This window comes from Microcoleus sp. T3_D1, from assembly GCF_036700405.1.
Lineage (GTDB): Bacteria > Cyanobacteriota > Cyanobacteriia > Cyanobacteriales > Microcoleaceae > Microcoleus.
Genome location: NZ_JAUBOV010000006.1, coordinates 123,446 through 145,518, shown reverse-complemented (window position 1 = coordinate 145,518; position 22,073 = coordinate 123,446). Strand labels below are relative to the sequence as shown.

General features: G+C 43.8%; 13 protein-coding genes. 11 read left to right on the top strand and 2 right to left on the bottom strand.

The window, feature by feature from the left end; genetic code table 11:
- The first annotated feature begins 499 nt into the window (after window positions 1–499).
- The 3 genes from QT992_RS05160 (at window position 500) to QT992_RS05150 (ending at window position 8,335) form a co-directional block, all read left to right on the top strand.
- A complete protein-coding gene (locus tag QT992_RS05160; protein ID WP_333320967.1) occupies window positions 500–5,191 on the top strand; it encodes a PAS domain S-box protein in 4,692 nt (1,563 codons plus the stop codon).
- Window positions 5,181–7,208: an adenylate/guanylate cyclase domain-containing protein gene (locus QT992_RS05155; RefSeq protein ID WP_333320965.1), complete on the top strand. Its 2,028-nt coding sequence runs from the start codon at window positions 5,181–5,183 to the stop codon at window positions 7,206–7,208. The genes QT992_RS05160 and QT992_RS05155 overlap by 11 nt, the downstream gene beginning before the upstream one ends.
- Window positions 7,209–7,444: 236 nt before the next feature.
- Window positions 7,445–8,335, top strand: coding sequence for an alpha/beta fold hydrolase (locus QT992_RS05150; protein ID WP_333320963.1), 891 nt, complete (start codon window positions 7,445–7,447; stop codon window positions 8,333–8,335).
- A 1-nt stretch (window position 8,336) separates the two neighbouring features.
- Here the strand turns inward: QT992_RS05150 and QT992_RS05145 are convergent, their stop codons facing one another.
- Both QT992_RS05145 and QT992_RS05140 read right to left on the bottom strand, forming a co-directional pair.
- Entirely contained in the window at window positions 8,337–9,584 is a 1,248-nt protein-coding gene (locus QT992_RS05145; protein WP_333320961.1) for a transposase, read from the bottom strand.
- A gap of 731 nt (window positions 9,585–10,315) precedes the next feature.
- Window positions 10,316–11,194, bottom strand: coding sequence for a Cof-type HAD-IIB family hydrolase (locus QT992_RS05140; RefSeq protein WP_333320959.1), 879 nt, complete (start codon window positions 11,192–11,194; stop codon window positions 10,316–10,318).
- Between the two features lie 504 nt (window positions 11,195–11,698).
- Here QT992_RS05140 and QT992_RS05135 point away from each other — a divergent pair.
- The 8 genes from QT992_RS05135 (at window position 11,699) to clpP (ending at window position 21,980) form a co-directional block, all read left to right on the top strand.
- Window positions 11,699–17,227: an ATP-binding sensor histidine kinase gene (locus QT992_RS05135; RefSeq protein WP_333342716.1), complete on the top strand. Its 5,529-nt coding sequence runs from the start codon at window positions 11,699–11,701 to the stop codon at window positions 17,225–17,227.
- Window positions 17,228–17,275: 48 nt separating this feature from the next.
- Window positions 17,276–18,688 carry an adenylate/guanylate cyclase domain-containing protein gene (locus QT992_RS05130; RefSeq protein ID WP_333320955.1) on the top strand — a complete coding sequence of 471 codons (1,413 nt, stop codon included), beginning with the start codon at window positions 17,276–17,278 and terminating at the stop codon, window positions 18,686–18,688.
- An 82-nt stretch (window positions 18,689–18,770) separates the two neighbouring features.
- Window positions 18,771–19,991, top strand: coding sequence for a heparan-alpha-glucosaminide N-acetyltransferase domain-containing protein (locus QT992_RS05125; RefSeq protein WP_333376652.1), 1,221 nt, complete (start codon window positions 18,771–18,773; stop codon window positions 19,989–19,991).
- A gap of 108 nt (window positions 19,992–20,099) precedes the next feature.
- Window positions 20,100–20,474 carry a hypothetical protein gene (locus QT992_RS05120; protein WP_333057898.1) on the top strand — a complete coding sequence of 125 codons (375 nt, stop codon included), beginning with the start codon at window positions 20,100–20,102 and terminating at the stop codon, window positions 20,472–20,474.
- Window positions 20,475–20,492: 18 nt separating this feature from the next.
- The gene (locus QT992_RS05115; RefSeq protein WP_333057897.1) at window positions 20,493–20,828 is read left to right on the top strand and encodes a hypothetical protein; all 336 of its coding nucleotides are present in this window, start codon (window positions 20,493–20,495) and stop codon (window positions 20,826–20,828) included.
- Between the two features lie 45 nt (window positions 20,829–20,873).
- Window positions 20,874–21,083, top strand: coding sequence for a hypothetical protein (locus QT992_RS05110; protein WP_333057896.1), 210 nt, complete (start codon window positions 20,874–20,876; stop codon window positions 21,081–21,083).
- Window positions 21,029–21,160 carry a DUF433 domain-containing protein gene (locus tag QT992_RS05105; RefSeq protein ID WP_333263713.1) on the top strand — a complete coding sequence of 44 codons (132 nt, stop codon included), beginning with the start codon at window positions 21,029–21,031 and terminating at the stop codon, window positions 21,158–21,160. Before QT992_RS05110 ends, QT992_RS05105 begins: the two co-directional genes overlap by 55 nt.
- Before the next feature lie 211 nt (window positions 21,161–21,371).
- Complete coding sequence (gene clpP / locus QT992_RS05100; RefSeq protein WP_006635758.1) at window positions 21,372–21,980, top strand: ATP-dependent Clp endopeptidase proteolytic subunit ClpP; 609 nt, start codon at window positions 21,372–21,374, stop codon at window positions 21,978–21,980.
- Window positions 21,981–22,073: the final 93 nt, after the last annotated feature.

Sequence of the window (22,073 nt, the reverse complement as noted above, 5' to 3'; positions counted from 1 at the left end):
CAACCGGTTTCTTCGCCTCGCGGTACGTCCCGGTGTGTATCTCGGCTAAAATCCTTTGAAGGTGGCAGCAAAATGTCAAGAAACTGGCGTTATCCTCCTGGGACTTTTAATGCAAAAGTCAAGCAAAAAATAGTCCTGGACGCATCAACCTGGTTGTACGAAAATAGTTGGTCGCAGCCCTTAAACACAATTAAGAAACCCGGTTGCTTGGGTCGGCAGTGCCTAAGCGAGGATTGTTTTTCTGCCAACTTAATTGGGACATTAAATAAGGGGGTTTGTTGGGGAAATAAAATGTGGTTAAGTACGGTTAATTTGAGTGGAAAACTTAAGACAAGCCACGAATAAGTTTAAAAAATAGAAGGTGCGTTAGTTGATGGCTAATATCTAAAATTAATCCTCGATTTGCTGAGGTTGAAAAGGTTTTATAAATAATTACGAGCGGAAGGACTCGCTAAATTTATTAAATCATCAATCGGCTACTAGCACTAAAAAAACCACAATGGTCAGACAAAAAATGATATTTGACAAAGAAAATATTCACATTTTAATTATTGACGATCAACCCCACAACCTGCGGTTTATATCAAAGATATTGACGAAAGAAGGGTATAAAGTTCAGCGGGCGATTTCGGGAGAAATGGCGGCTAATGCTAATTTTACAGTTGTCCCAGACTTAATTTTGCTAGATATTGCCATGCCCAAAATGAACGGATACGAAGTCTGTGTCCGACTGAAAGCTAATGAGGAAACGAGTGAGATACCGGTTATTTTCTTGAGCGTTTTTGATGATACTTTTCACAAAGTCAAAGCTTTTGAAGTCGGCGGTGTTGACTACATTACTAAGCCTTTTCAAGTGGAAGAAGTTTTAGTGCGGATCGAAAGTCAATTGACTATACAACAGCTATCAAAACAATTAAAACAGCAGAATGCCCAACTGCAACAAGAGGTAGAATTTCGCAAGCGGACAGAACAATCACTCCGGGAAAGCAAAGCGCGGTTGCAGAAATTGGCTGTCAATATACCGGGAGTTATTTATCAATTTATCAAGAAGCCCGATGGAAGTTTCAAGTTTGAATATATTAGTTATGCGTGTCGGGAGATTTACGAATTAGAGAGTGAGGAAATATTAAAAAATCCCGACTTGTGCTTCGATCAAAATCATCCAGATGACCGAGAATATCTGGTCAAACAAATTGCTACTAGCGCCCAAACTTTAGAACCTTTTGCCTTTGAATGGCGGATTGTTACACCGTCGGGGAAACTCAAATGGCTGCAATCTAATTCTCGACCAGAAATGCGCGATAATGGCGATATTGTTTGGTATGGCGTACTTTTTGATATCAGCGATCGCAAGCACGCAGAAATAGAAATGGCTGGAGCTAAAGCTGCTTTAGAACGGCAAGTTCAGCGAGAATTGCTGATTGCAAAAATAACTCAGGAAATTCGATCGAGCTTGCAGCCCGAACAAATATTTCAAATAGCTGCTACTCAAATCGGTCAGGCATTCTGCGCCAATCGCTGTTTGATTCATACTTACGTTACTACCCCCCAAGTCGATATTCCTATGGCGGCCGAGTATCTCGAACCCGATTGCCCATCTATTCGGAACGTACCTGTTCCAATTTGGGGCAATCCTCACGTCATACAAATGATGATACAAGATATGGCGATCGCCTCCAACAATGTTTATTCAGACCCTCTTTTGCAAGCTGCTCAACCTATTTGCCAGAAGGTTGGGTTAAAATCGATGCTGGCAATTCGCACTTCCTACCAAGGCATGGCAAACGGCGCTATCTGTTTGCACCAGTGCGATCGTTACCGGGAATGGACTCCCGAGGAAATCGACTTATTAGAAGCTGTGGCAGCTCAAGTAGGGCTCGCTATCGCTCAAGCTAAACTGATCGATCGAGAAAAAAACCGAATTCAGCAGCTCGATCGGCAAAATAAACTGCTGCAAGCAGAAATTCGCACCCGCATCTGCGCTGAGCAAGCTCTGCAAGAATCTGAAGCAGAATTGCGGGCTATTTTTGCCGCCATGACTGACACAGTTTTAGTGAGAAATGCAGAAGGGCGCTGCCTCAAAATCGCTCCGACAGCATCAACGAATTTGGTGAAGCCTGCAAGCGAAATGATTAACAAAACGGCACACGAAGTCTTGCCCAAACCTATAGCAGATTTAGTATTAAATGCCATCCAACAAGCTCTAAAAACGAAGCAAACCCTCAATGTTGAATATAGCTTTAAAGTCGGAGAGCGCGACGTTTGCCTCGATGCTAAAGTGTCTCCGCTGACTCCAGATTCAGTGATTATCGTGGCGCGAGATATTAGCGTTCGCAAACAAACAGAATCCGCACTCAGAGAGAGCCAGCACTTTATTCAAACGATCGCCGATTCCAATCCCAACCTATTGTACGTTTACGATGTAATTGAACAGCGGAATGTTTATACCAACCGACAAATTTCGACTATGCTCGGATATACCGCCCAAGAAATACAAGATATGGGTACAGAAATGATGCCAAAATTGCTCAACCCCGATGATTTGCCAGAGTTTTTGGAAAGCGTCAAAAAAGTGGAGCAAGCCCAAGACGGTGATGTCATTGAATGTCAATACCGCATGAAACACAAAAACGGTGAATGGCGGTGGATGCACAGTTGGGATACAGTATTTCTCAGAACAAGCGATGGTAAACCCAAACAAATTCTCGGCACTGCTAATGACATCACAGACCGCAAATTAGCCGAAGAAAAACTGCTAGCATCGCAGCAAAGAATCTCGTTTTTATTGCAGCAAACGCCGATCGCAGTTATCGAGTTAAACCTCAATTTAGAAATTATCACTTGGAATCCCGCAGCCGTTGCTATTTTTGGCTACAGCGAGCAAGAAGCGATTGGTCGAGTCGCCTCCGATTTGATCGTACCTGAAAGCTACCACCCGCAATTATCTGAGATTTTCAATCACGACTTGAATGCCAAATCCAGCGGCACTACCGAAAATCTGACTAAAGACGGCAGAATTATCATCTGCGAGTGGTACAATACTCAGCTAATTGACGATAACGGTACAGCAATCGGCATTGCTTTAATGGCTGTAGATATTACGGAACGCAAGCAAGCAGAAACCGAACTGCAAGAAAGTGCTTTACGACAAAGAGCGATCGCCCGCATCATTGAAAGAATGCGGCAAACTTTAGATATCCGAGAAATTTTTCACGCCACAACCCGAGAATTGCGCCAAACCATGAAGTGCGATCGAGTCGCTATTTACCGTTTCAATCCAGACTGGAGTGGCGAATTTGTAGCGGAATCCCGTGACCAGAAGTGGGTTTCTTTCATCCAAGCACAAGAACTCGATTCTCACCTTACTGAAGGCGCTTTAGACAGCGACCGTTGCGTCGTTAAAGAATTAGATAGCCCCTCACAAGAAGTACGCGATACCTATTTGCAAGAAACCCAAGGCGGAGCCTACAGCCGAGGTAAAACTTACCTTTGTGTCCCAGACATTTACAAGCAAGGATTCGATAGTTGTTACATCAATTTGTTAGAAAGATTTCAAGCTAAATCATACATTATTGTGCCAATTTTCTGGGGGAAAACGCTCTGGGGATTACTAGCCTCCTATCAAAATTCAGCTCCCCGCCAGTGGAGCGAAGCTGAAATCAACGTTGTAGTTGATGTAAGCACTCAGCTAGGAGTAGCATTACAGCAAGCGGAATTGCTCGCTCGCACTCAAAGGCAGTCAATGGAACTGATTAAATCCAAAGAAAACGCCGAAGTTGCCAACCGCGCCAAAAGCCAATTTCTCGCTTCCATGAGCCACGAACTCCGCACGCCTCTCAACGCCATTCTCGGTTTTTCCCAAGTCATGGCCCGCAACATTTCTATCACGGAAGAACAAAAAGAATACATAAAAATTATCAACCGCAGCGGCGAACATTTGCTGGAACTCATCAATGATGTTTTGTCAATGTCCAAAATAGAAGCCGGTCAAATTACCATCAATCCCAGCCGCTTCAATCTCTACAACCTTCTCAACAGTCTCAAAGAAATGCTGCAACTAAAAGCCAACTCAAAAGGTTTGCACTTAATCTTGGAAAATACCGACGATTTGCCGCAGTACATTCAAACAGACGAAGCTAAATTGCGGCAAGTTTTAATTAACCTGCTCGGCAACGCGATTAAATTTACTCAACACGGAACTGTTACTTTGCGCGTCAGCAGCCAAGCTGAAAAAAACGCCACAGAAGAAAACAAATTCCAATTGTATTTTGAAATTGCCGACACCGGACCCGGCATTTCTCCCTCGGAAATTTCCACATTATTCAAGCCATTCGTGCAAACCGAAACAGGTCGGAACTCCATGCAGGGGACTGGTCTCGGATTGCCGATCAGCCAACAGTTTGTTCGGATTATGGGAGGAGATATTGATGTTGAAAGTCAACTCGGTCAAGGCACAACTTTCCGATTTAATATTTCCGTTAACTTAGTAACAGAAAGTGATGAACAAGAAAAACCACCGATTAAACAAGTTATTGCTTTAGAAGCCGGACAAGAAACTTATCGGATATTAATAGTTGAAGATGTAGCGGAAAATCGCCAACTGCTGCTTAAGCTCCTCGTACCGCTGGGATTTGAAGTCCGCGAAGCAACTAACGGTCAAGAAGCAATTGCTTTGCAGTCCACTTGGAAGCCCCACCTGATCTTAATGGATATGTTGATGCCAGTGATGGATGGTTACGAAGCGACAAGACAGATTAAGAAAACTCTAGAAGGTAAAGAAACAATAATTATTGCCTTGACTGCCAGTGCTTTTGACGAGCAGCGGCAAATAATTTTGTCTGCTGGTTGTAACGATTTGATCTGTAAACCGTTTCGGGAAGAGGTACTCTTTGAAAAGATAGCGCATCACCTCAACCTGCGTTATATTTATGAGAAAGAAAACTTATCTACTTCTTTGGCAGCACCCACGCTGCTTAAAAGTTTGACCACCGAGGATTTGAGTGTAATGCCCACAGACTGGGTGGTCGAGTTGCACCGAGCAGCACTTTGTGTTGACGACAACCGCATCCTCGAACTGATCGAGGAAATTCCCGAAACTGAGGCAAATCTCGCTAACGCTTTAACAGATTTAGTCGATAATTTTCGGATAGATATCATTATCGACTTAACTCAATTATATTATGATGAATGACCATCCATTACCAGCCACTCCTAAAGACATTCTGATCGTTGACGATATGCCGGATAACTTGCGACTTCTATCGACTATGCTGACATCTCACGGGTATCATGTCAGGAAGGCTATTAACGGACACTTGGCTCTGCAAGCGGCAAAAATATCTCCTCCCCATATAATTTTACTAGATATTAATATGCCGCAAATGAACGGTTATGAAGTTTGTGAGCAGTTAAAGTTAAGCGAAAAAACTAAAGAGATTCCGGTAATTTTTATTAGTGCGCTAGATGATGTGCTGGAAAAAGTTAAAGCTTTTCAAGTAGGAGGAGTGGATTATATTACTAAACCATTTCAAGTAGAAGAAGTCTTAGCCCGGGTTCAAAACCAGCTTTCCCTTCGTTGGCTGCAATCCAAACTGCAACTGCAAGCTAGGGAACTGCACGATCGCAATTCTAGATTGCAGGAAGAAATCGCAGAACGGCAGCGGGCCCAAGAATCAATCCGGTTTTTGCTGGAAACTACGCGGGCGATCGGCGAAGCTGTAGACTTTCACTCAGCTTTAGAAGTAATTCTGCACCAAGTGGGCGAAACAATCGGATGGGATGTAGGAGAAGCTTGGATTCCCGATGCAGAAGGAACTGTGCTGCAATCTGCCCGGGGCTGGTATGCCAGCAACGCGGGGATGGAGGCGTTCCGCAGGCAAAGCGAACAACTGACATTTGGCATGAATATAGGGCTGCCGGGACGAGTTTGGGCATCCAAGCAACCGGAATGGGTAGAAGATATTTCCCAGGGCTACCCGAATTTTTTACGAAGTCAGATAGCACTAGAACTCGGATTCAAAGCGGGTTTTGGCGTGCCGATTTTGGTAGGCGATGAAGTATTGGCAGTGCTAGTTTTCTTTAAAATTTCGTCTGGTGGGAAAGACGCACGATTTATAGACGTTTTTAATGCCGTCGGCACTCAATTAGGTTCTTTGATTCAGCGCAAACAAGCAGAAGAATTGCTGCGTATTGCCCAAGAAAAATATCACAGCATTGTACAAAATGCTATGGAAGGCATTTTTCAAAGCACGCCTTCAGGAGGCTATCTCAGCGCTAATCCAGCTTTGGCAAAATTGTACGGTTACGACTCGCCAGAAGAACTGATGTCCGAGATTAAAAATATTGCTCAGCAACTGTACGTTGACCCGGAACGCCGCCTCGAATTCGTGGCTGCTATGGATACTGAAAATGCCGTTTCGGGGTTTGAATCTATGGTATGTCGCAAAGACGGGCGCCGGATTTGGGTGTCAGAAAATGTTCGGGCTGTTCGAGATTCAAAAGGTGAGCTGCTCTACTATGAGGGTACTGTTTCTGACATTACAGAACGCAAATTAGCGCAAGAAGCGCTCAAAGTTCAACAAGAACAAAGCGAGAAGTTGCTGTTAAATATTTTACCCAAACCAATCGCAGAACGCTTGAAGGCAGAGCAAAGCACGATCGCCGACAGTTTTGCCCAAGTAAGTGTTTTATTTGCTGATATTGTTGGCTTTACTGAGTTGTCTGCTAGAATGTCTCCCACCGAGTTGGTAAAGCGCTTGAACGTAATTTTTTCCCACTTCGACCAGTTAGCTGAAAAGTACGGTGTGGAGAAAATTAAGACTATTGGCGATGCTTACATGGTAGTCGGGGGGTTGCCTACGCCGACACAGGATCACGCCGAGGCGATCGCCCAAATGGCCCTGGGAATGCAGGCAAAAATAGCAAAGTTGTGCGCCGAGACAGGGGAAAAACTGGCAATTCGCGTCGGCATCAATTCCGGGCCGGTGGTTGCGGGAGTGATAGGTGTGAGCAAGTTTACCTATGATTTATGGGGAGACACGGTGAATGTAGCGGCGAGGATGGAAGCTACGGGTTTTGCCGGCAGAATTCAAGTTACTGATGTTACTTATGAGCTTTTGAAAGATAAGTATTTGTTTGAGAGGCGAGGCGTAATTCCGGTAAAAGGTAAGGGGAATATGATGACTTATTGGTTGCTACAAAAAAAGTAAAAATTGGGCATTGGGCATTGGGCATGGGGCATGGGGCATTGGGCATTGGGCATCGGGGATTACAACAAATAACCAATAACAAATAACCAATAACCAATAACCAATAACCAATAACCAATAATTCATGACTACTGACTACTGACTACTGACTACTGACTACTGACTACTGACTACTGACTACTGACTACTGACTTCTGCTATGATGAAAGTAGTTAACGAAACTTTACATAATAGCCGTGACTGCACAACAATTAGTATCTGCAACGAGTTTTGAAAAGCTAATTTGGACTTGGAAAGGTCACAAAATCCAATATACCGTCCAAGGAACCGGCCGCCCTCTGATCTTGATTCACGGATTTGGGGCTTCGATCGGACATTGGCGGCAAAATATCCCCCCACTAGCGGCCGGCGGCTATCGCGTATTTGCTCTGGACTTGCTGGGATTCGGTGCTTCCGCCAAACCAGCCCTAGATTACACTCTGGAATTGTGGGAAGAATTGCTGACTGATTTCTGGGCGGATATGGTACAAGAACCGGCTGTATTTGTGGGGAATTCGATCGGCGCTTTGCTGAGTTTGATGGTAGTCGCCAACCATCCAGAAATATCAGCCGGCGGTGTCTTAATCAACTGTGCCGGCGGGCTCAACCACCGGCCCGACGAACTAAATTTCCCGCTGCGAGTAGTGATGGGGACTTTTACTAAATTAGTTCGATCGCCCCTGATCGGCCCCTTCGTCTTCAACAACATCCGCCAAAAACACCGCATCCGCAACACCCTGCGTCAAGTCTACGGGAACCGCGAAGCCATCACTGACGAACTCGTAGAACTCCTCCACGCCCCCTCCTGCGAGCCCGGAGCTCAACAAGTGTTTGCATCGATTCTCACAGCCCCTCCAGGCCCTCAACCGTCAGAATTGCTGCCCAAAGTCGATCGTCCGTTATTGGTACTTTGGGGCGCAGACGACCCCTGGACACCCATCGCCGGCAGCCAGATTTATCAACAATTGGCCGCCAACGATAAACCAGTGAAATTTGTTTCCATTCCCAACACAGGCCACTGTCCCCACGACGAGCGGCCGAGTGAAGTCAACGCTCTGATTTTGGACTGGCTGGTGGAAGTGAAGTGAACTACCCAACACCCATCTGAGTACAGATAGGGTGTGGGCTTCCCAATTCAACGGGGATTGCCTCAGCCTTCATGGATTTTTTACGTCCTGATGACCTTGGTCTGACATCCCCTCCAAGGGCAGAAGCGCTAGTTCCTAACGCCAAAACTCGCAAGCCTTCGTTTTTAATATTTATTGCAGCGTTGATGTCTCTATCATGGCGATGCAGACAGTGAGGACAATCTACAAGTCTTACACCCAATGAATCATATCCTTTTTGCAGTATTGGGATGGGTAGTAGAGTCTCGCTACAAAGTTGAGAAGATGGGAAAAACCGCCCTATTTCCTGGTAGGTGTGACCAAATCTCTCGGCTTTGTACTTGAGCATGGTTAGAAAAATTCCCCATCCTTGGTCTGATATTGCTTTTGCCAAGTTGGGATTTTTAACCAGATTCTTAACTGCCAAATCTTCTACACAAATAACTTGGTTTTCGTAGGCTATTTTGCGAGATAGCTTGTGTAAAAAGTCTTGTCTTACTCTAGCTACTTTGCTAGAGACTTTAGAAACTAAAAGTTTAGCCTTGCGACGCTTGTTAGAGGTTTTATCCGTCTTTTGGGCTAATTTCTTTTGTTTGCGTTTTCTATTCCTTTCTAACTTAGCCAATTGCTTCTTAGGTAGGTCGTATTTTGAACCCTCTGAAGTTATAGCAAAGTTTTTCAACCCCAAATCAACACCGATAGCTTCTCTAATTGCGATGGCGGGCGTATCTTCTTGGTTAAAAAGAATAGAAGCATAGTACCTACCATCTGCGTTTCTCGATATTGTTACAGTCGTGAATTTAGCATCAGGAAGGTCTTGGTGAAACACGGTTTTCATTAACCCCAAGTTACCAGGAAACTTGATTACAGAATCCTGTGGCATTAGTTTCACATTTTGGGGATATTGAATCGATTGCTTACCATGTTTAGATTTGAATCTCGGAAATTTAGCGCGTCCCTCAAAAAAGTTTACAAACGCGCTTGAAAGATTGAATGTTACTCGTTGTAAGACCTGACTATAAGCTTGTCCCAACCATTCATATTCCTTTTTCAAACCAGGAAGCAACTTGTCCATCGCAGCTTTAGAAAGACCTTTCCTAGTTTCTTTATACGCGGTAGTAGTGGCATTGAGCATATAATTCCACAACCATCGAGTATTGCCAAAACATTGAGCCAAGTAGGATTCCTGCTCGTCGGTAGGATAAATTCTGATTTTCACTGCTCTGTACATGGCATCGACCTTACCGTGTTTACATATTCATGGTAACATAAATTAAAAATATGTCAACTCACCACAAATATTTGGCTCGTTTCCGACCTGTCCTCGAACGAAAGCTATCGCATTGTCCGAGGACTGTCGTCAACTCACGCGCAATTCATCTCAACACTGACCTGCTGGGTAAAGGTACAGTGTGAGCTTTCTTGCTGTTATAGGTAAAATTTTTCTGGTGAAGGCAAGGGAGAGGGCGATCGACCAAAACCCTTACCTTCCAAAGGTTCTACCTCGATCCACCGCACCTGCACCCAGGCTTGGAAAGACTAAAAAAAAAACTTTGGTAAAAAGTATTGACACAATTTACTGAGTCAGCTATATTGATGGACGTGTGAGGAGCGAACCAGAAGAAGCACCGAGACGAAACACGGCCAGTCGTCGGTGCTTTTTCTGTGGAAAGGCATTTTTAAAGTAGTAGGGACACGGCAATGCCAAGGAGTGTCAACTTAAGGCTGAAACCCTTGGGATATCTCGTTCATAGCTAAGTCTAGATCCCCCTAAATCCCCCTTAAGAAGGGGGGTAGGGGTTGACTTTGAGAGCTTCCTGTCCCCCCCTTCTTAAGGGGGGCTAGGGGGGATCTGGCCTGAATAGTCAAACAGCATTCTGTGACTTGGTTTGAGATTAAGTTGACACTAATGGGCAAAGCCGTGTCCCTATAATTTTGGGAAGATTATTTGTGCTGCAAATATCAGCCGCCCAAAACAAATTGTTCGATCGCAGCCGCCACCCCATCTTCCTCCACATCCGGCGCCACCCAATCAGCAGCAGCCTTCACCCCATCAGGAGCATTGCCCATTGCCACGCCAACGCCCGCGTAGGCAATCATTTCCACATCATTAAAATTGTCGCCGATCGCCATCACATTCGCCGCCTGCAAACCCAAAAGTTCCTCCGCTAAATACTGCACCGCATCTCCCTTATTCGCCAAAGGATGCGTAGCTTCAAAAAAAGTAGCAACGGATCGAGTCAAATAAAGCTCTGCAGGCGTGTAGCGCTCCCGCATACTGCTGAGCAAGCCGTCGAGTACCCCCGGATTCTCGCACAATGCCAAAACTTTCGTCGGTTCCCCCGGAATATCTCGCCGCAAATCTTTAATCACCATTGGTTCAATGCCCGATCGTTCGGCATAAATTCGGGTAGCTGCGGTAATTTCCGGCACGTAAAGTTGGTCGTCAATGTAGAAATGGATCGAAAGCAGCGGTCGCAAATGCGGTTCTTCAAAATAATCTAACAGTTGCAGAGCAGTTTGTTTCGACAGCGGCAAGTGCCGCAGCCGTTTTTGAGTAGCGTGATCTTGAATCCATGCGCCCTGGTAGCAAATCAGTGGCAATGTTGAGCCGATGTCGCGGTGAAAACGCAAAGCTGATCGGTACATCCTGCCCGTAGCGACGGCCACTTTCACTCCCCGCGACGAGGCCGCCAAAATTGCCTGCTTGACTGGTTCTCGGATGTCGTTTGACATACCTGCGATCGTGCCGTCTATATCCACTACCAGCAATTGAATGTCTGCGGTGCCAAAAGCGCGATCGGTCGCATTAGCTGGATTTGAGGCAGTTATATTCTGCATGATTTTTTTAGATTTTAGCTGTAGATTTGCACGCACCCGTTTATTTTGGCACTGCCGGGATAGCAAAGTGCCACTTCTGATTTTTTGAATACTAAAATAATATAGATAACTAAATAAGCGACAAAAAAGTATCTAGGAGGACTCTTTAGGGGAGCATCTCAGTTTTGTAAAAAGCATTTTTTTTATTGTAGTGCGAGCGTCCCCGCTCGCGTATCGTACAATACGCGAGCGGGGACGCTCGCACTGTAAATGCAAAACTGAGATGCTCCCCTCTTTAGGGATGGATTTAGCTAAGCTATATCATAGTAGCCAGTTTACTGCCGTAAAAACCGCACTCGACCGGCAATGTGTATTTTCACTTACTTAATAATACTTGTGGTCAAAAAGAATGCAACTCTCAGCCCGCGCTCCAAACCCTTATATCATCAATCATTCCCAATCTAAAATCTAAAATCTAAAATCTAAAATTGTATAGCCGCATCTTTGAAATTACCCCTAACTATCATGATTTCTATTCCGGGATACCGCATTGACGGAGAACTTTATACAAACCCTCACACAGTTATTTATCGAGGGATGCAGCTTGAGGAACAAAAACCCGTTATCCTCAAAACTCTCACGCCGCCATACCCTAACCCAGCGCAAATATCCCAACTGCTGCACGAATCCGAAATTCTTAAAAATTTGAATTTACCCGGAATAGTCAAGCTTTACAAAATAGAAACATACAATCACTTTCCTGTTTTAGTTTTAGAAGATTTTGGTGGTATTTCCCTAAAAGACTTTCTCAGCAACAACCAGCTAGAGTTACAACAATTTCTGCATATTGGCATCAAACTAGCAGAAACTATTGGGCAACTCCACGAACACCACATCATCCATAAGGATATTAAACCCAGCAATATTATTGTCAATATCGAGACAGGAGATGTCAAGATTGCTGATTTTGCGATCGCCTCCCTGCTACCGGGCGAAAACCCCGCCCCCAGCCATCCCCATTTACTCGAAGGCACTCTCGCCTATATGTCTCCTGAACAAACGGGGCGCATGAATCGGGCGATCGACTACCGCACCGATTTTTATTCTTTAGGCGTCACCTTTTATGAGATGCTTTGTGGCGAATTGCCTTTTCAGGCGATCGATCCTATGGAATTAGTCCACTGCCATATTGCCAAAACGCCAGTTTCTCCTTGGGAAAACAGAAAGCAAAAAGTACAAAGCAGAAGCATCGAAGGCAGAATCAATCAAGTAGGAACCAAGGAGATTCCTCAAGTCGTTTCCGATATCGTCATAAAACTCTTAGCAAAAACAGCCGAAGACAGGTATCAAAGTGCTTTCGGACTTTTGTACGACTTGGAAAATTGTCTCGTTCAACTGCAAACTACAGGCGAAATTTCCCACATAACCCTCGGCGAGCAAGATCGGTCAAGTCACCTGCAAATTTCCCAAAAATTTTACGGGCGAGAAGCAGAAGTTAATATGCTTCTTAGTATCTTCCAGCGGATGAGGCGGGGCAATACAGAAATCGTGCTGATTTCTGGTTCAGCAGGTGTGGGCAAATCGTCGTTAGTATATGAAGTTTACAAGCCGAATCGGCGGGAAAACGGGTATTTTATTGACAGCAAATTTGAGCAATTTAAGCGCGATATTCCCTACGCTTTTTTGCTCCAAGCTTTTCAGGATTTGTTGCGACAAATATTCACCGAAAATGCCGCAAAAATCCATATTTGGAAAGAAAAAATTTTAAAAGCACTCGGCGGCAACTGCCAAGTAATTATTGAAGCTATTCCTGAAGTAGAACTGATTGTCGGGCCGCAGCCCCCCGTCCCAGATTTAGGAGCAAATGAATCTCAAAATCGCTTTAATTTAGTATTTCAAAACTTTATCCGCGTCTTTGCTCAAAAAGAACACCCCCTAGTAATTTTCCTGGACGACTTGCAGTGGGTCGATTCAGCATCTCTCAAGTTAATAGAACTGCTAGCAACTGACCTGGGGACTCAATATTTATTAATAATTGGAGCTTATAGAGAGCAGGAAGTAGATGCAAATCATCCCCTAATGCTGACCGCTGAAGCAATTAAAAAAGCAGGCGGTACTGTGAGGGCGATCGCCCTTTCGCCTTTAGATATAAGCAGCGTCAACCAATTTGTGGCCGATACTTTGAACTGCGCCCCAGAAAAATCCCTAAGTTTAGCAGAATTGCTTTTACGAAAAACCGCTGGAAATCCCTTCTTTTTAACTCAATTAATAAAATTTCTTTACTCAAAAACTTTGATTCAATTTAAACTTTCACCCTCGAATAAGTTGGTCGAGCTAGCTGAACCTAACCTGTCGGGCTTAGCGCAACCAATCTCAGAGCAAATTGTGAAAAAATGCCATCTTACAGGCGAGTGGCAGTGGGATATCGAACAAATACAAGAAATGGGAATAACTGACAATGTTGTAGAATTAATGATAGATAACATTCAGAAACTTTCAAAGAAGACTCAGGAACTGCTTAAATTAGCCGCTTGTATCGGGAACAAATTTGATTTAGAAACTATCTCGACACTCGCCGAAAAACCTCTGGCGTCCGCAGAAACAGACCTCGGAGAGGCACTTCAGTCCGGTCTGATTTTGCTCGTGAATCATGCCTACAAAATTCCGATCGCCCTAGCAGCACGCACCGAAGTAACAGACACAATATCTAGAGACTTTACCGATGAATTTTCCCTACCAGTGGCTGATGTTTCGAGCGCAACTTACAAATTTTTGCATGAGCGAGTGCAGCAAGCAGCTTATGCTTTAATATCCGATTATCAAAAACAAAAAATCCATCTCAAAATAGGCAATTTTTTACTGCATAATTCACCGCCAGAGCAATTAGAAGAGCATATTTTTGATACCGTAAACCAACTAAATTTAGCGAAAGAAATCATCCGCAGCCAATTAGAACAATTTCACTTATCCCAATTAAATTTAATTGCAGGCCGCAAAGCAAAAGCAAGTGCAGCTTACGAACTTGCCCTCAAATATTTAACCGCAGGTATTGAACTGCTTCCCCCCGAAAGTTGGCAAACTGACTACGACTTGACTCTGGCACTCTACGAGTCAGCAGCAGAAGCTGCTTACCTCAATACCGACTTTGAAGCAATGGAAAAATGGGCGAGAATTGTCCTGCAACACGCAAAAAATGAACTAGACAAAATCAAAGTGTTTGAAATCAGAATCATAGCTTGTGCGATGCAAACAAAACTCCAAGAATCGGTAAAAATTGGTCGGGAAGCACTAAAAATGTTAGGAATTAACTTTCCAGAATCGCCGATTCCCCTCCACATTCAGCAAGCACTGGCTAAAACTGCCGCTTATTTAACCGAAATAAAAATAGAAGATTTAATTAACTTGCCGCTGATGACAAATCCGCACAAATTAGCAACTATGCGCGTGCTTTCCAGTATGTTTTCAGCTACATTTATAGTTGAACCTGTGCTGCTGCCGCTGATTGTGTGCGAGCAAGTTAATTTATCTATTAATTACGGGAACTCTACTTTTTCTGCCTTCGGTTATGCTAATTACGGAGCAATTTTAAAAGGAATAGTTAGAGATATTGAATCGGGCGATCGCTTTGGTCAATTAGCTTTAAACTTGAGCGATAGATTAAATGCGTTAGAATTCAAAAGCAAAACGCTTAATTTAGTAGCATTCATTTTGATGAACGGCAAGCATCACGTTAAAGACTCTTTGCCGCTATTAGAGGAGGCCTATCAAAGCGCGCTAGAAAATGGGGATTTAGAATCTGTCGGATATTCAGCCGTAAATATTTGTCAGTCTTTGTATTTCATCGGTCAAGAATTGCCACAACTGGAACGGAGAATGGTAAGTTACAACCATTTGCTGTTTCAACTCAAGCAAGAAACTGTATTGACTTGGAATCACATATATCGGCAAACTATTTTGCAATTGATGGGAAAATTGGAAATTCCACACCTTGTATTAGGTGAAGCATACAGCGAAGAAAAATTGTTGTCGCTGCTGTTGAAAGCTAACGATCGGGTGGGACTACAGCACTTTTATTTGCAAAAATTAATACTAGCCTATTTATTTGGAGATACCGCTACAGCGCTAGAAAATGCAGCGCAAGCCGAAGTATATTTAGACGGAGTAGCAGGCTTTATTAATGTTTCTGAATACCAGTTTTACGATTCTTTAGCCCGCCTAGCAGCCTATCCATCTGCAACAGAGGAGGAACAAGAAGAGCATATTTTTTACGCTGTCAGTAACCGAAAAAAACTGCAACAAAAAGCGCTTTCTGCGCCCATGAATCTTCAGCATAAATGCGACTTACTTACGGCAGAAAAAGCGCGTGTGTTGGGCAATGTTGTGAGAGCAATGGAATATTACGATCGCGCAATTGACGGAGCCCAAGAAAACGGATACATACAAGTACAAGCACTAGCAGCAGAATTGGCAGGAGCATTTTATCTATCCATAGGAAGAGAAAAAAATTCTAAAACTTACTTGACAGAAGCGCGTTATTGCTATCAGCGCTGGGGAGCAGCAGCCAAAGCAGCGCATTTAGAATCGAAATACTCGCACTTGCTAACTTCCGGCTCGATTTCAACTAATATTGAAACTCACAAATCTACCAGCAGCGCTTCCACTACGAACGACGCTGCAGGCGTGCTAGACTTGACTACCGCAGTGAAAGCATCGCAAACCTTAGCGGGCGAAATAGTTCTAGACAAACTGCTGGCCAAAATGATGAAAATCGTTATTGAAAATGCCGGGGGGCAACGAGGGTTTTTAATACTAGAAAAAGAGGGTCAATGGGTGATTGAAGCATCAGGATCTGTAGATGTCGATCGCGTGGCTGTCATGCAATCAATTCCGATAGATTTTGTAGCCGACGATCGAGAAGTAACTTTGCTAGCAGTTGCAGTTGTGAATTACGTCGCCCGCACCCAGGAAAGTATAGTTTTAAACGATGCCAGCCGCGAAGGACAATTTACTCGCACACCCTATATAATGGCGGTTCAACCTAAATCTATTCTTTGCACTCCGTTAATTAATCAAGGTCAACTCACTGGGATTCTATATTTAGAAAACAATCTGACTACCGGCGCTTTTACCCAAGACAGGTTAGAAATATTAAAACTGCTGTCTTCTCAAATTTCTATCTCCATCGAAAATGCCCAACTTTACGCCAACTTGCACCAATTCAATCAGAATCTCGAAAATTTAGTACAGCAGCGTACCTCCGAGCTCTCCCAAACTTTAGCAGACTTAAAATCGGCTCAAAATAAACTGGTAGAATCGGAAAAAATGGCTGCCCTCGGAGGGTTGGTTGCAGGTGTTGCCCACGAAATCAATACTCCCATCGGCATAGGCATCACCGCCGCCTCCCTGCTTGCTGAAAAAGCCACAAAGTTTTTTGAGGTTTACAGTAACGGCCAAATAAAACGTTCCGATTTAGAAAAGTTTCTGGATACCGCCGTGCAAAGCAGTAATATGATCTTATCTAACCTCACGCGGGCGGCCGACTTGATTCACAGTTTTAAAGAAGTAGCTGTGGATCAGTCTAGCGAGTTAAAACGCACGTTTAATGTTAAAAACTATCTAGAGGAAATTTTGACATCCTTAACAGCCAAACTAAAAAGAACTAAGCACAAAATACAGATTAAGTGTGATGAAAATATTGTAGTGGACAGTTACCCCGGCGTAGTGTGTCAAATTGTGACAAATTTGGTGTTGAATTCCCTAATTCACGCCTACGATGGAGAAGACGAAGGCGTTCTGGCTTTTGATTTCAAACTAGAGGGCGATCGGCTAATATTTGAATATGCCGATAACGGCAAAGGAATTGACCCAGAAAATCTCAGTAAAATTTTTGAACCGTTTTTTACCACCAAAAGAGGTCAGGGAGGCACGGGATTGGGACTGCACATTATTTATAACCTTGTTACTCAAAAACTAAAAGGCACAATTAGCTGCACCAGTCAACTAAATAAAGGCACAAGGTTTATGATTGAATTTCCCGCTAAAATGAGCAATTAGTTATTAGACCGCCAACATGGATATAAGTTTTATATAGGAGAACGATATATGTCAGAAGCTAGTAAAAACCTGTTGGCTGCAGGCGATGACGAATTAATCGCGGCGGGTGACGATGAATTAATATTTGCCGAGGAAGACGAGGCGCAACAACAACCGCTAGAAGAAAGTTGGAAAATATTAATTGTCGATGATGAAATAGAAATTCATAATATTACTAAATTAGCATTAAGCGATTTTCAATTTGAAGGTAAAACTATAACATTTATTAGCGCTTACTCAGGAAAAGAAGCTAAAGAAATAATCCAAAATAACTACGACATAGCATTGATTTTACTCGATGTAGTTATGGAAACCGAAGAAGCAGGCTTGGAAGTAGTTAAATACATCCGCGATATTTTAAATAATCAAATTGTGCGAATTATTTTACGAACTGGACAGCCCGGACAAGTACCAGAAGATGTAGTAATTGTCAGCTACGATATCAATGATTACAAAACCAAAACAGAACTTACTAACAAAAAATTATTTACCACAGTTGTCACCGCACTGAGAGCATTTAGATCGCTCAATCAAATCGAATCCAGCAAAAGCGAACTCGAAAAAATAGCCGCCGCATCAGCCCGTTTTGTACCCCGTGAATTTTTGAAATTTCTAAAACGAGAAAGCATCGTTGATGCGAGACTAGGAGACTCTGTACAAGCAGAAATGACGATTATGTTTGCCGACATTCGCTCATTTACAAGTCTGTCCGAAAGTATGTCTCCCCGAGAAAACTTTGAATTTCTTAACTCTTACTTAAGCCGAGTTGGCCCTGTTATCCGCCAGTACAACGGTTTTATAGATAAATACATTGGTGACGGGATTATGGCTTTGTTTCCTAACAGGGCTGAAGATGCTGTGCAAGCAGCAATTGAGATGCAGCAGCAAGTAAAAATTTATAACAGACACAGGCAAAACAGTGGCTATCAACCTATTTCGATAGGGATTGGCTTGCATACGGGTACTTTAATGTTAGGTACGATTGGCGAAGCGGAACGAATGGAAAGTACGGTAATTTCTGATGCCGTTAATTTAGCTTCCCGCGTCGAAGGATTGACAAAGCTTTATGGAGTTGCTATTGTAGCTAGCGTCCAAACCCTTTGCCGAATAGACGATCCTCAACATTACAAGTGCCGATTTCTCGATCGCGTTCAAGTAAAAGGAAAACAAACACCTGTTGCTGTATTTGAAATTTACGATGGCGACTCGGCGACAATGATCGAACTAAAAGCACAAACTCAAACTTATTTTGAACAGGGAATTTTTTTTCACTACCAGCAGCAATTCGCGCAAGCAAGGCAAATGTTTCTGCGCGTTTTGCAAATCAACAAGTATGATAAGGCAGCATCTTTTTATGCAGAACGCTGCGATATGTTGATGAAAAATGCAGTCATTATGACTCTGGAAGGTATTGAAATTTAGCTAATGGGTAATGGGTACTTGGCAATTGTAATTAGTAGTTTTTATTTCTTCACTCTTCCTTCTTCCTCCTCCCTTCTTCCCCATGCGCTTCAAATCCCTTGATGTTTTTCGCGGAATTGCGATCGCCTCGATGATTCTAGTCAACAACCCCGGCAGTTGGAAACAGGTGTATCCGCCGCTAGAGCACGCAGAATGGCACGGCTGCACCCCGACAGACTTAGTATTTCCGTTTTTCTTGTTCATCGTTGGCTGCGCGATGTCTTTCTCGCTATCTAAATATATTCAAAATTCTCCTAAAACTGGAATAGAAACCTCAAAATTTACACAAACAAAGGAAAAATCAGAATCCGCCAAAAACCCTCTTCCTTCTTCCTTCTTGCTTCTTCCTTATTCAAATATTTACTGGCGAATTGCGCGCCGCGCCGCGATTCTATTTCTATTAGGATTGCTGCTAAATACATCTTCGATCGCCCTTGACGTACTTCTCAACAGCGCCCCAGTGGAAAACTTCGGTAAAATCCGCATCATGGGAGTATTGCAGCGCATCGGCTTAGCTTATTTCCTCAGTGCGATCGCCATTCTCAACCTCTCTCCCCGCAATCAAAAACTGCTCGCTGTTGCCGTGCTTTTGGGCTATTGGGGCGCACTAACCGTATTTGCTGTAGGGGGGTACACTGCCGGCGAACTCACGCCAGAAGGAAATTTAGGAGGATATGTCGATCGGCTAATTCTCGGTAGCCAACACCTGTACAAAGGCGGCCCCTTCGATCCAGAAGGATTGTTGAGCACCTTACCAGCAAGCGTTACAGTCCTAATCGGCTACTTTACCGGAGAATGGCTGCGAGTACAGCCAATCAAAACCCGCACCAGTATCAACTTAGCAATCTGGGGATTCCGTTGCGTGGTAATCGGCCACTTGTGGGGATTTTCCTTTCCGATCAACAAACAACTTTGGACGAGTTCCTATGTAGTTTTTACTGCTGGTTGGGCGTTGTTATTGCTAGCATTTTGCTACCAAACAATTGAAGTGCGGGAGTGGAAATGGGGGAGGCCCTTTGAAATCATGGGAGTGAATGCAATTTTCCTGTTTGTTGCTTCCGGTATAGTTGCCAGAATTCTGTTAAAAACTCATATCGGTACTGGTGAAAATGCTCCAACTACCTACACTTGGATTTACGAGAACTGGTTTGTGCCGTGGGCCGGGCCGCTGAATGGTTCCCTAGCATTTGCCGTGACAGCGGTATTATTTTGGTGGTTAATTTTGTATGGAATGTACCGCCGTCGTTGGGCGATTAAAATTTGAATTGTGGGTTGTTAAACAAGCGCGTTTGCTGGTAAGTTGTGAGCAAGTGGCTTGACAATCAAAAGCTGTTTGTAGTATAATTTATATATATTTTTTACGGTTTTTGACGTGGATATTCTAATTGAGTCAACAAGGGAATTTGAGAAAGATATTGCGCTGCTAAATGAAGATGAGAAAGCCGCAGTAATTCAAAAAATTAATTATTGTGCCAGCCTTTTTCCTACTCAAAAATCAAATGTGTATCGCAAGCTGCGTCGTCTCCCGCTATCGTCAGACCTGAATGGTTACGAGTCTTCGCTTTATACGCTACGAATTTCTCAAAAACTAAGAGTGGTTTTGGCGGTTGACGAAGACCCAATTTTTGGGCAAGCTATTTTTACTCTTTTTCGAGCAATTCAACACGACGAACTCGATCGAGCGTATAAGGGTGTAGCAGAGTCTTTGTATCAAGACCTACTTCAGCGCGATCGAGAAACTGCCTAGATATAATCAGCTTAAGTTATGGCGCAAAACCTTATTCTCTGTGATGAATATGGCATTATTTACGAAGCTATGAAAATTTTGCCAGATGACGAGCTAAAGATTAGTTTTCTGGAAGCTTTAGCAGAACTTGAAGACCAGGAATGTCACAGGACGAGACAATTTCCCAAAACGAGACTGCATAAAGTTAAGGGTGTGAAGCAGGCAGTTTATCGTGCTGATATTGATAAAGTCTCAGGCTGGCGCATCCACGTTCAGTACGTCAACGGACAGATTCATCTCAAGGATATTATTGAAGGGCAAAGACACGACAATGTAATTGAGGTGATTAAATCAAAGAAATCCCGCTACCAGTAATCCTAGCAAAGATATAATCTATAAAAATCCAGTGGGGATTTAGCGATGGAAACTAACAGATCGTTCGAGCAAAGTGATACCTGGAGTGAAGAAGATTGTCTTGATGTCACAACCTTTTCTTTGCAATTGGCAGCTACTATCGTTCATAGCGACCCCGAAATTTTAGGGGAAATCCTGTCTTTATCGCGACTCGCGTCCCGATCGAGACTCTACTTGATTATCTCGAAGCTGGTGATTCGGTCGATGAATTTTTAGACCATTTTCCTAGTGTCAGCGGCGATCGAGCGATTTCAGTTCTCCCAATGATACGATCGCCACATAACAACATTTAACGTTTATTGATGTCCGCTGCCTCAACATCGATCGCCTGCAGGATCGGATTTCCGATCGCACCCCCGCCACAACTTCCACAAATTAACGCCCCAACCCCCCCCAGCTTAAGGATTTTGCCGATTTCTCGATCCCACGCCACCGATCGCTAACTATAACTGAGCCCTAGTCGCTAAAATTAAAAAAAGATACGTAATAGGCAGGCAGGCGTCAATGATCCCAACAGTTATAGAACAATCCGGTCGCGGCGAACGCGCCTTTGACATTTACTCGCGACTCCTGCGCGATCGCATCGTCTTCTTGGGCCAACAGGTTGACTCAGACTTGGCTAACCTGATCGTTGCCCAATTGCTATTTTTAGACGCCGAAGACCCGGAGAAAGATATTTACCTCTATATCAACTCCCCAGGGGGTTCGGTAACAGCAGGTATGGGCATTTTTGACACGATGAACCACATCCGCCCCGACATTTGCACTATTTGTCTCGGTTTGGCCGCCAGCATGGGCGCTTTTCTGTTGAGTGCCGGCGCTAAAGGCAAGCGGATGAGTTTGCCTCACTCCCGGATTATGATCCACCAACCTCTAGGCGGAGCTCAAGGACAAGCAACCGATATTGAAATTCAGGCAAAAGAAATTTTGTACCACAAACGCCGCCTGAACGAACATCTTGCCAACCATACCGGTCAGCCGCTTTCCCGCATTGAAGAAGATACCGAACGGGATTTCTTCATGTCCGCTGAAGAAGCAAAGGACTACGGATTAGTCGATCAAGTGATCGATCGCCGTCCTTCCGCCAGCCGCCCGATCGCCGCTGTCGTCTAAATAAAAAGTTAAAAATCAAAAATGAGGAAATATTCTTCATTTTTGATTTTTAATTTTTAACGTTCAAAAGTAGCTCTTTAATGGATAAAGGGG

Coding starts and splice junctions, on each gene's coding strand:
- QT992_RS05115 (WP_333057897.1), top strand. CDS start 20,493: ATGGCGCAAAACCTTATTCTCTGTGATGAATATGGCATTATTTACGAA.
- QT992_RS05110 (WP_333057896.1), top strand. CDS start 20,874: ATGGAAACTAACAGATCGTTCGAGCAAAGTGATACCTGGAGTGAAGAA.
- QT992_RS05140 (WP_333320959.1), bottom strand. CDS start 11,194: ATGCAGAATATAACTGCCTCAAATCCAGCTAATGCGACCGATCGCGCT.
- QT992_RS05155 (WP_333320965.1), top strand. CDS start 5,181: ATGATGAATGACCATCCATTACCAGCCACTCCTAAAGACATTCTGATC.
- clpP (WP_006635758.1), top strand. CDS start 21,372: ATGATCCCAACAGTTATAGAACAATCCGGTCGCGGCGAACGCGCCTTT.
- QT992_RS05125 (WP_333376652.1), top strand. CDS start 18,771: ATGCGCTTCAAATCCCTTGATGTTTTTCGCGGAATTGCGATCGCCTCG.
- QT992_RS05130 (WP_333320955.1), top strand. CDS start 17,276: ATGTCAGAAGCTAGTAAAAACCTGTTGGCTGCAGGCGATGACGAATTA.
- QT992_RS05145 (WP_333320961.1), bottom strand. CDS start 9,584: ATGTACAGAGCAGTGAAAATCAGAATTTATCCTACCGACGAGCAGGAA.
- QT992_RS05135 (WP_333342716.1), top strand. CDS start 11,699: ATGATTTCTATTCCGGGATACCGCATTGACGGAGAACTTTATACAAAC.
- QT992_RS05160 (WP_333320967.1), top strand. CDS start 500: ATGGTCAGACAAAAAATGATATTTGACAAAGAAAATATTCACATTTTA.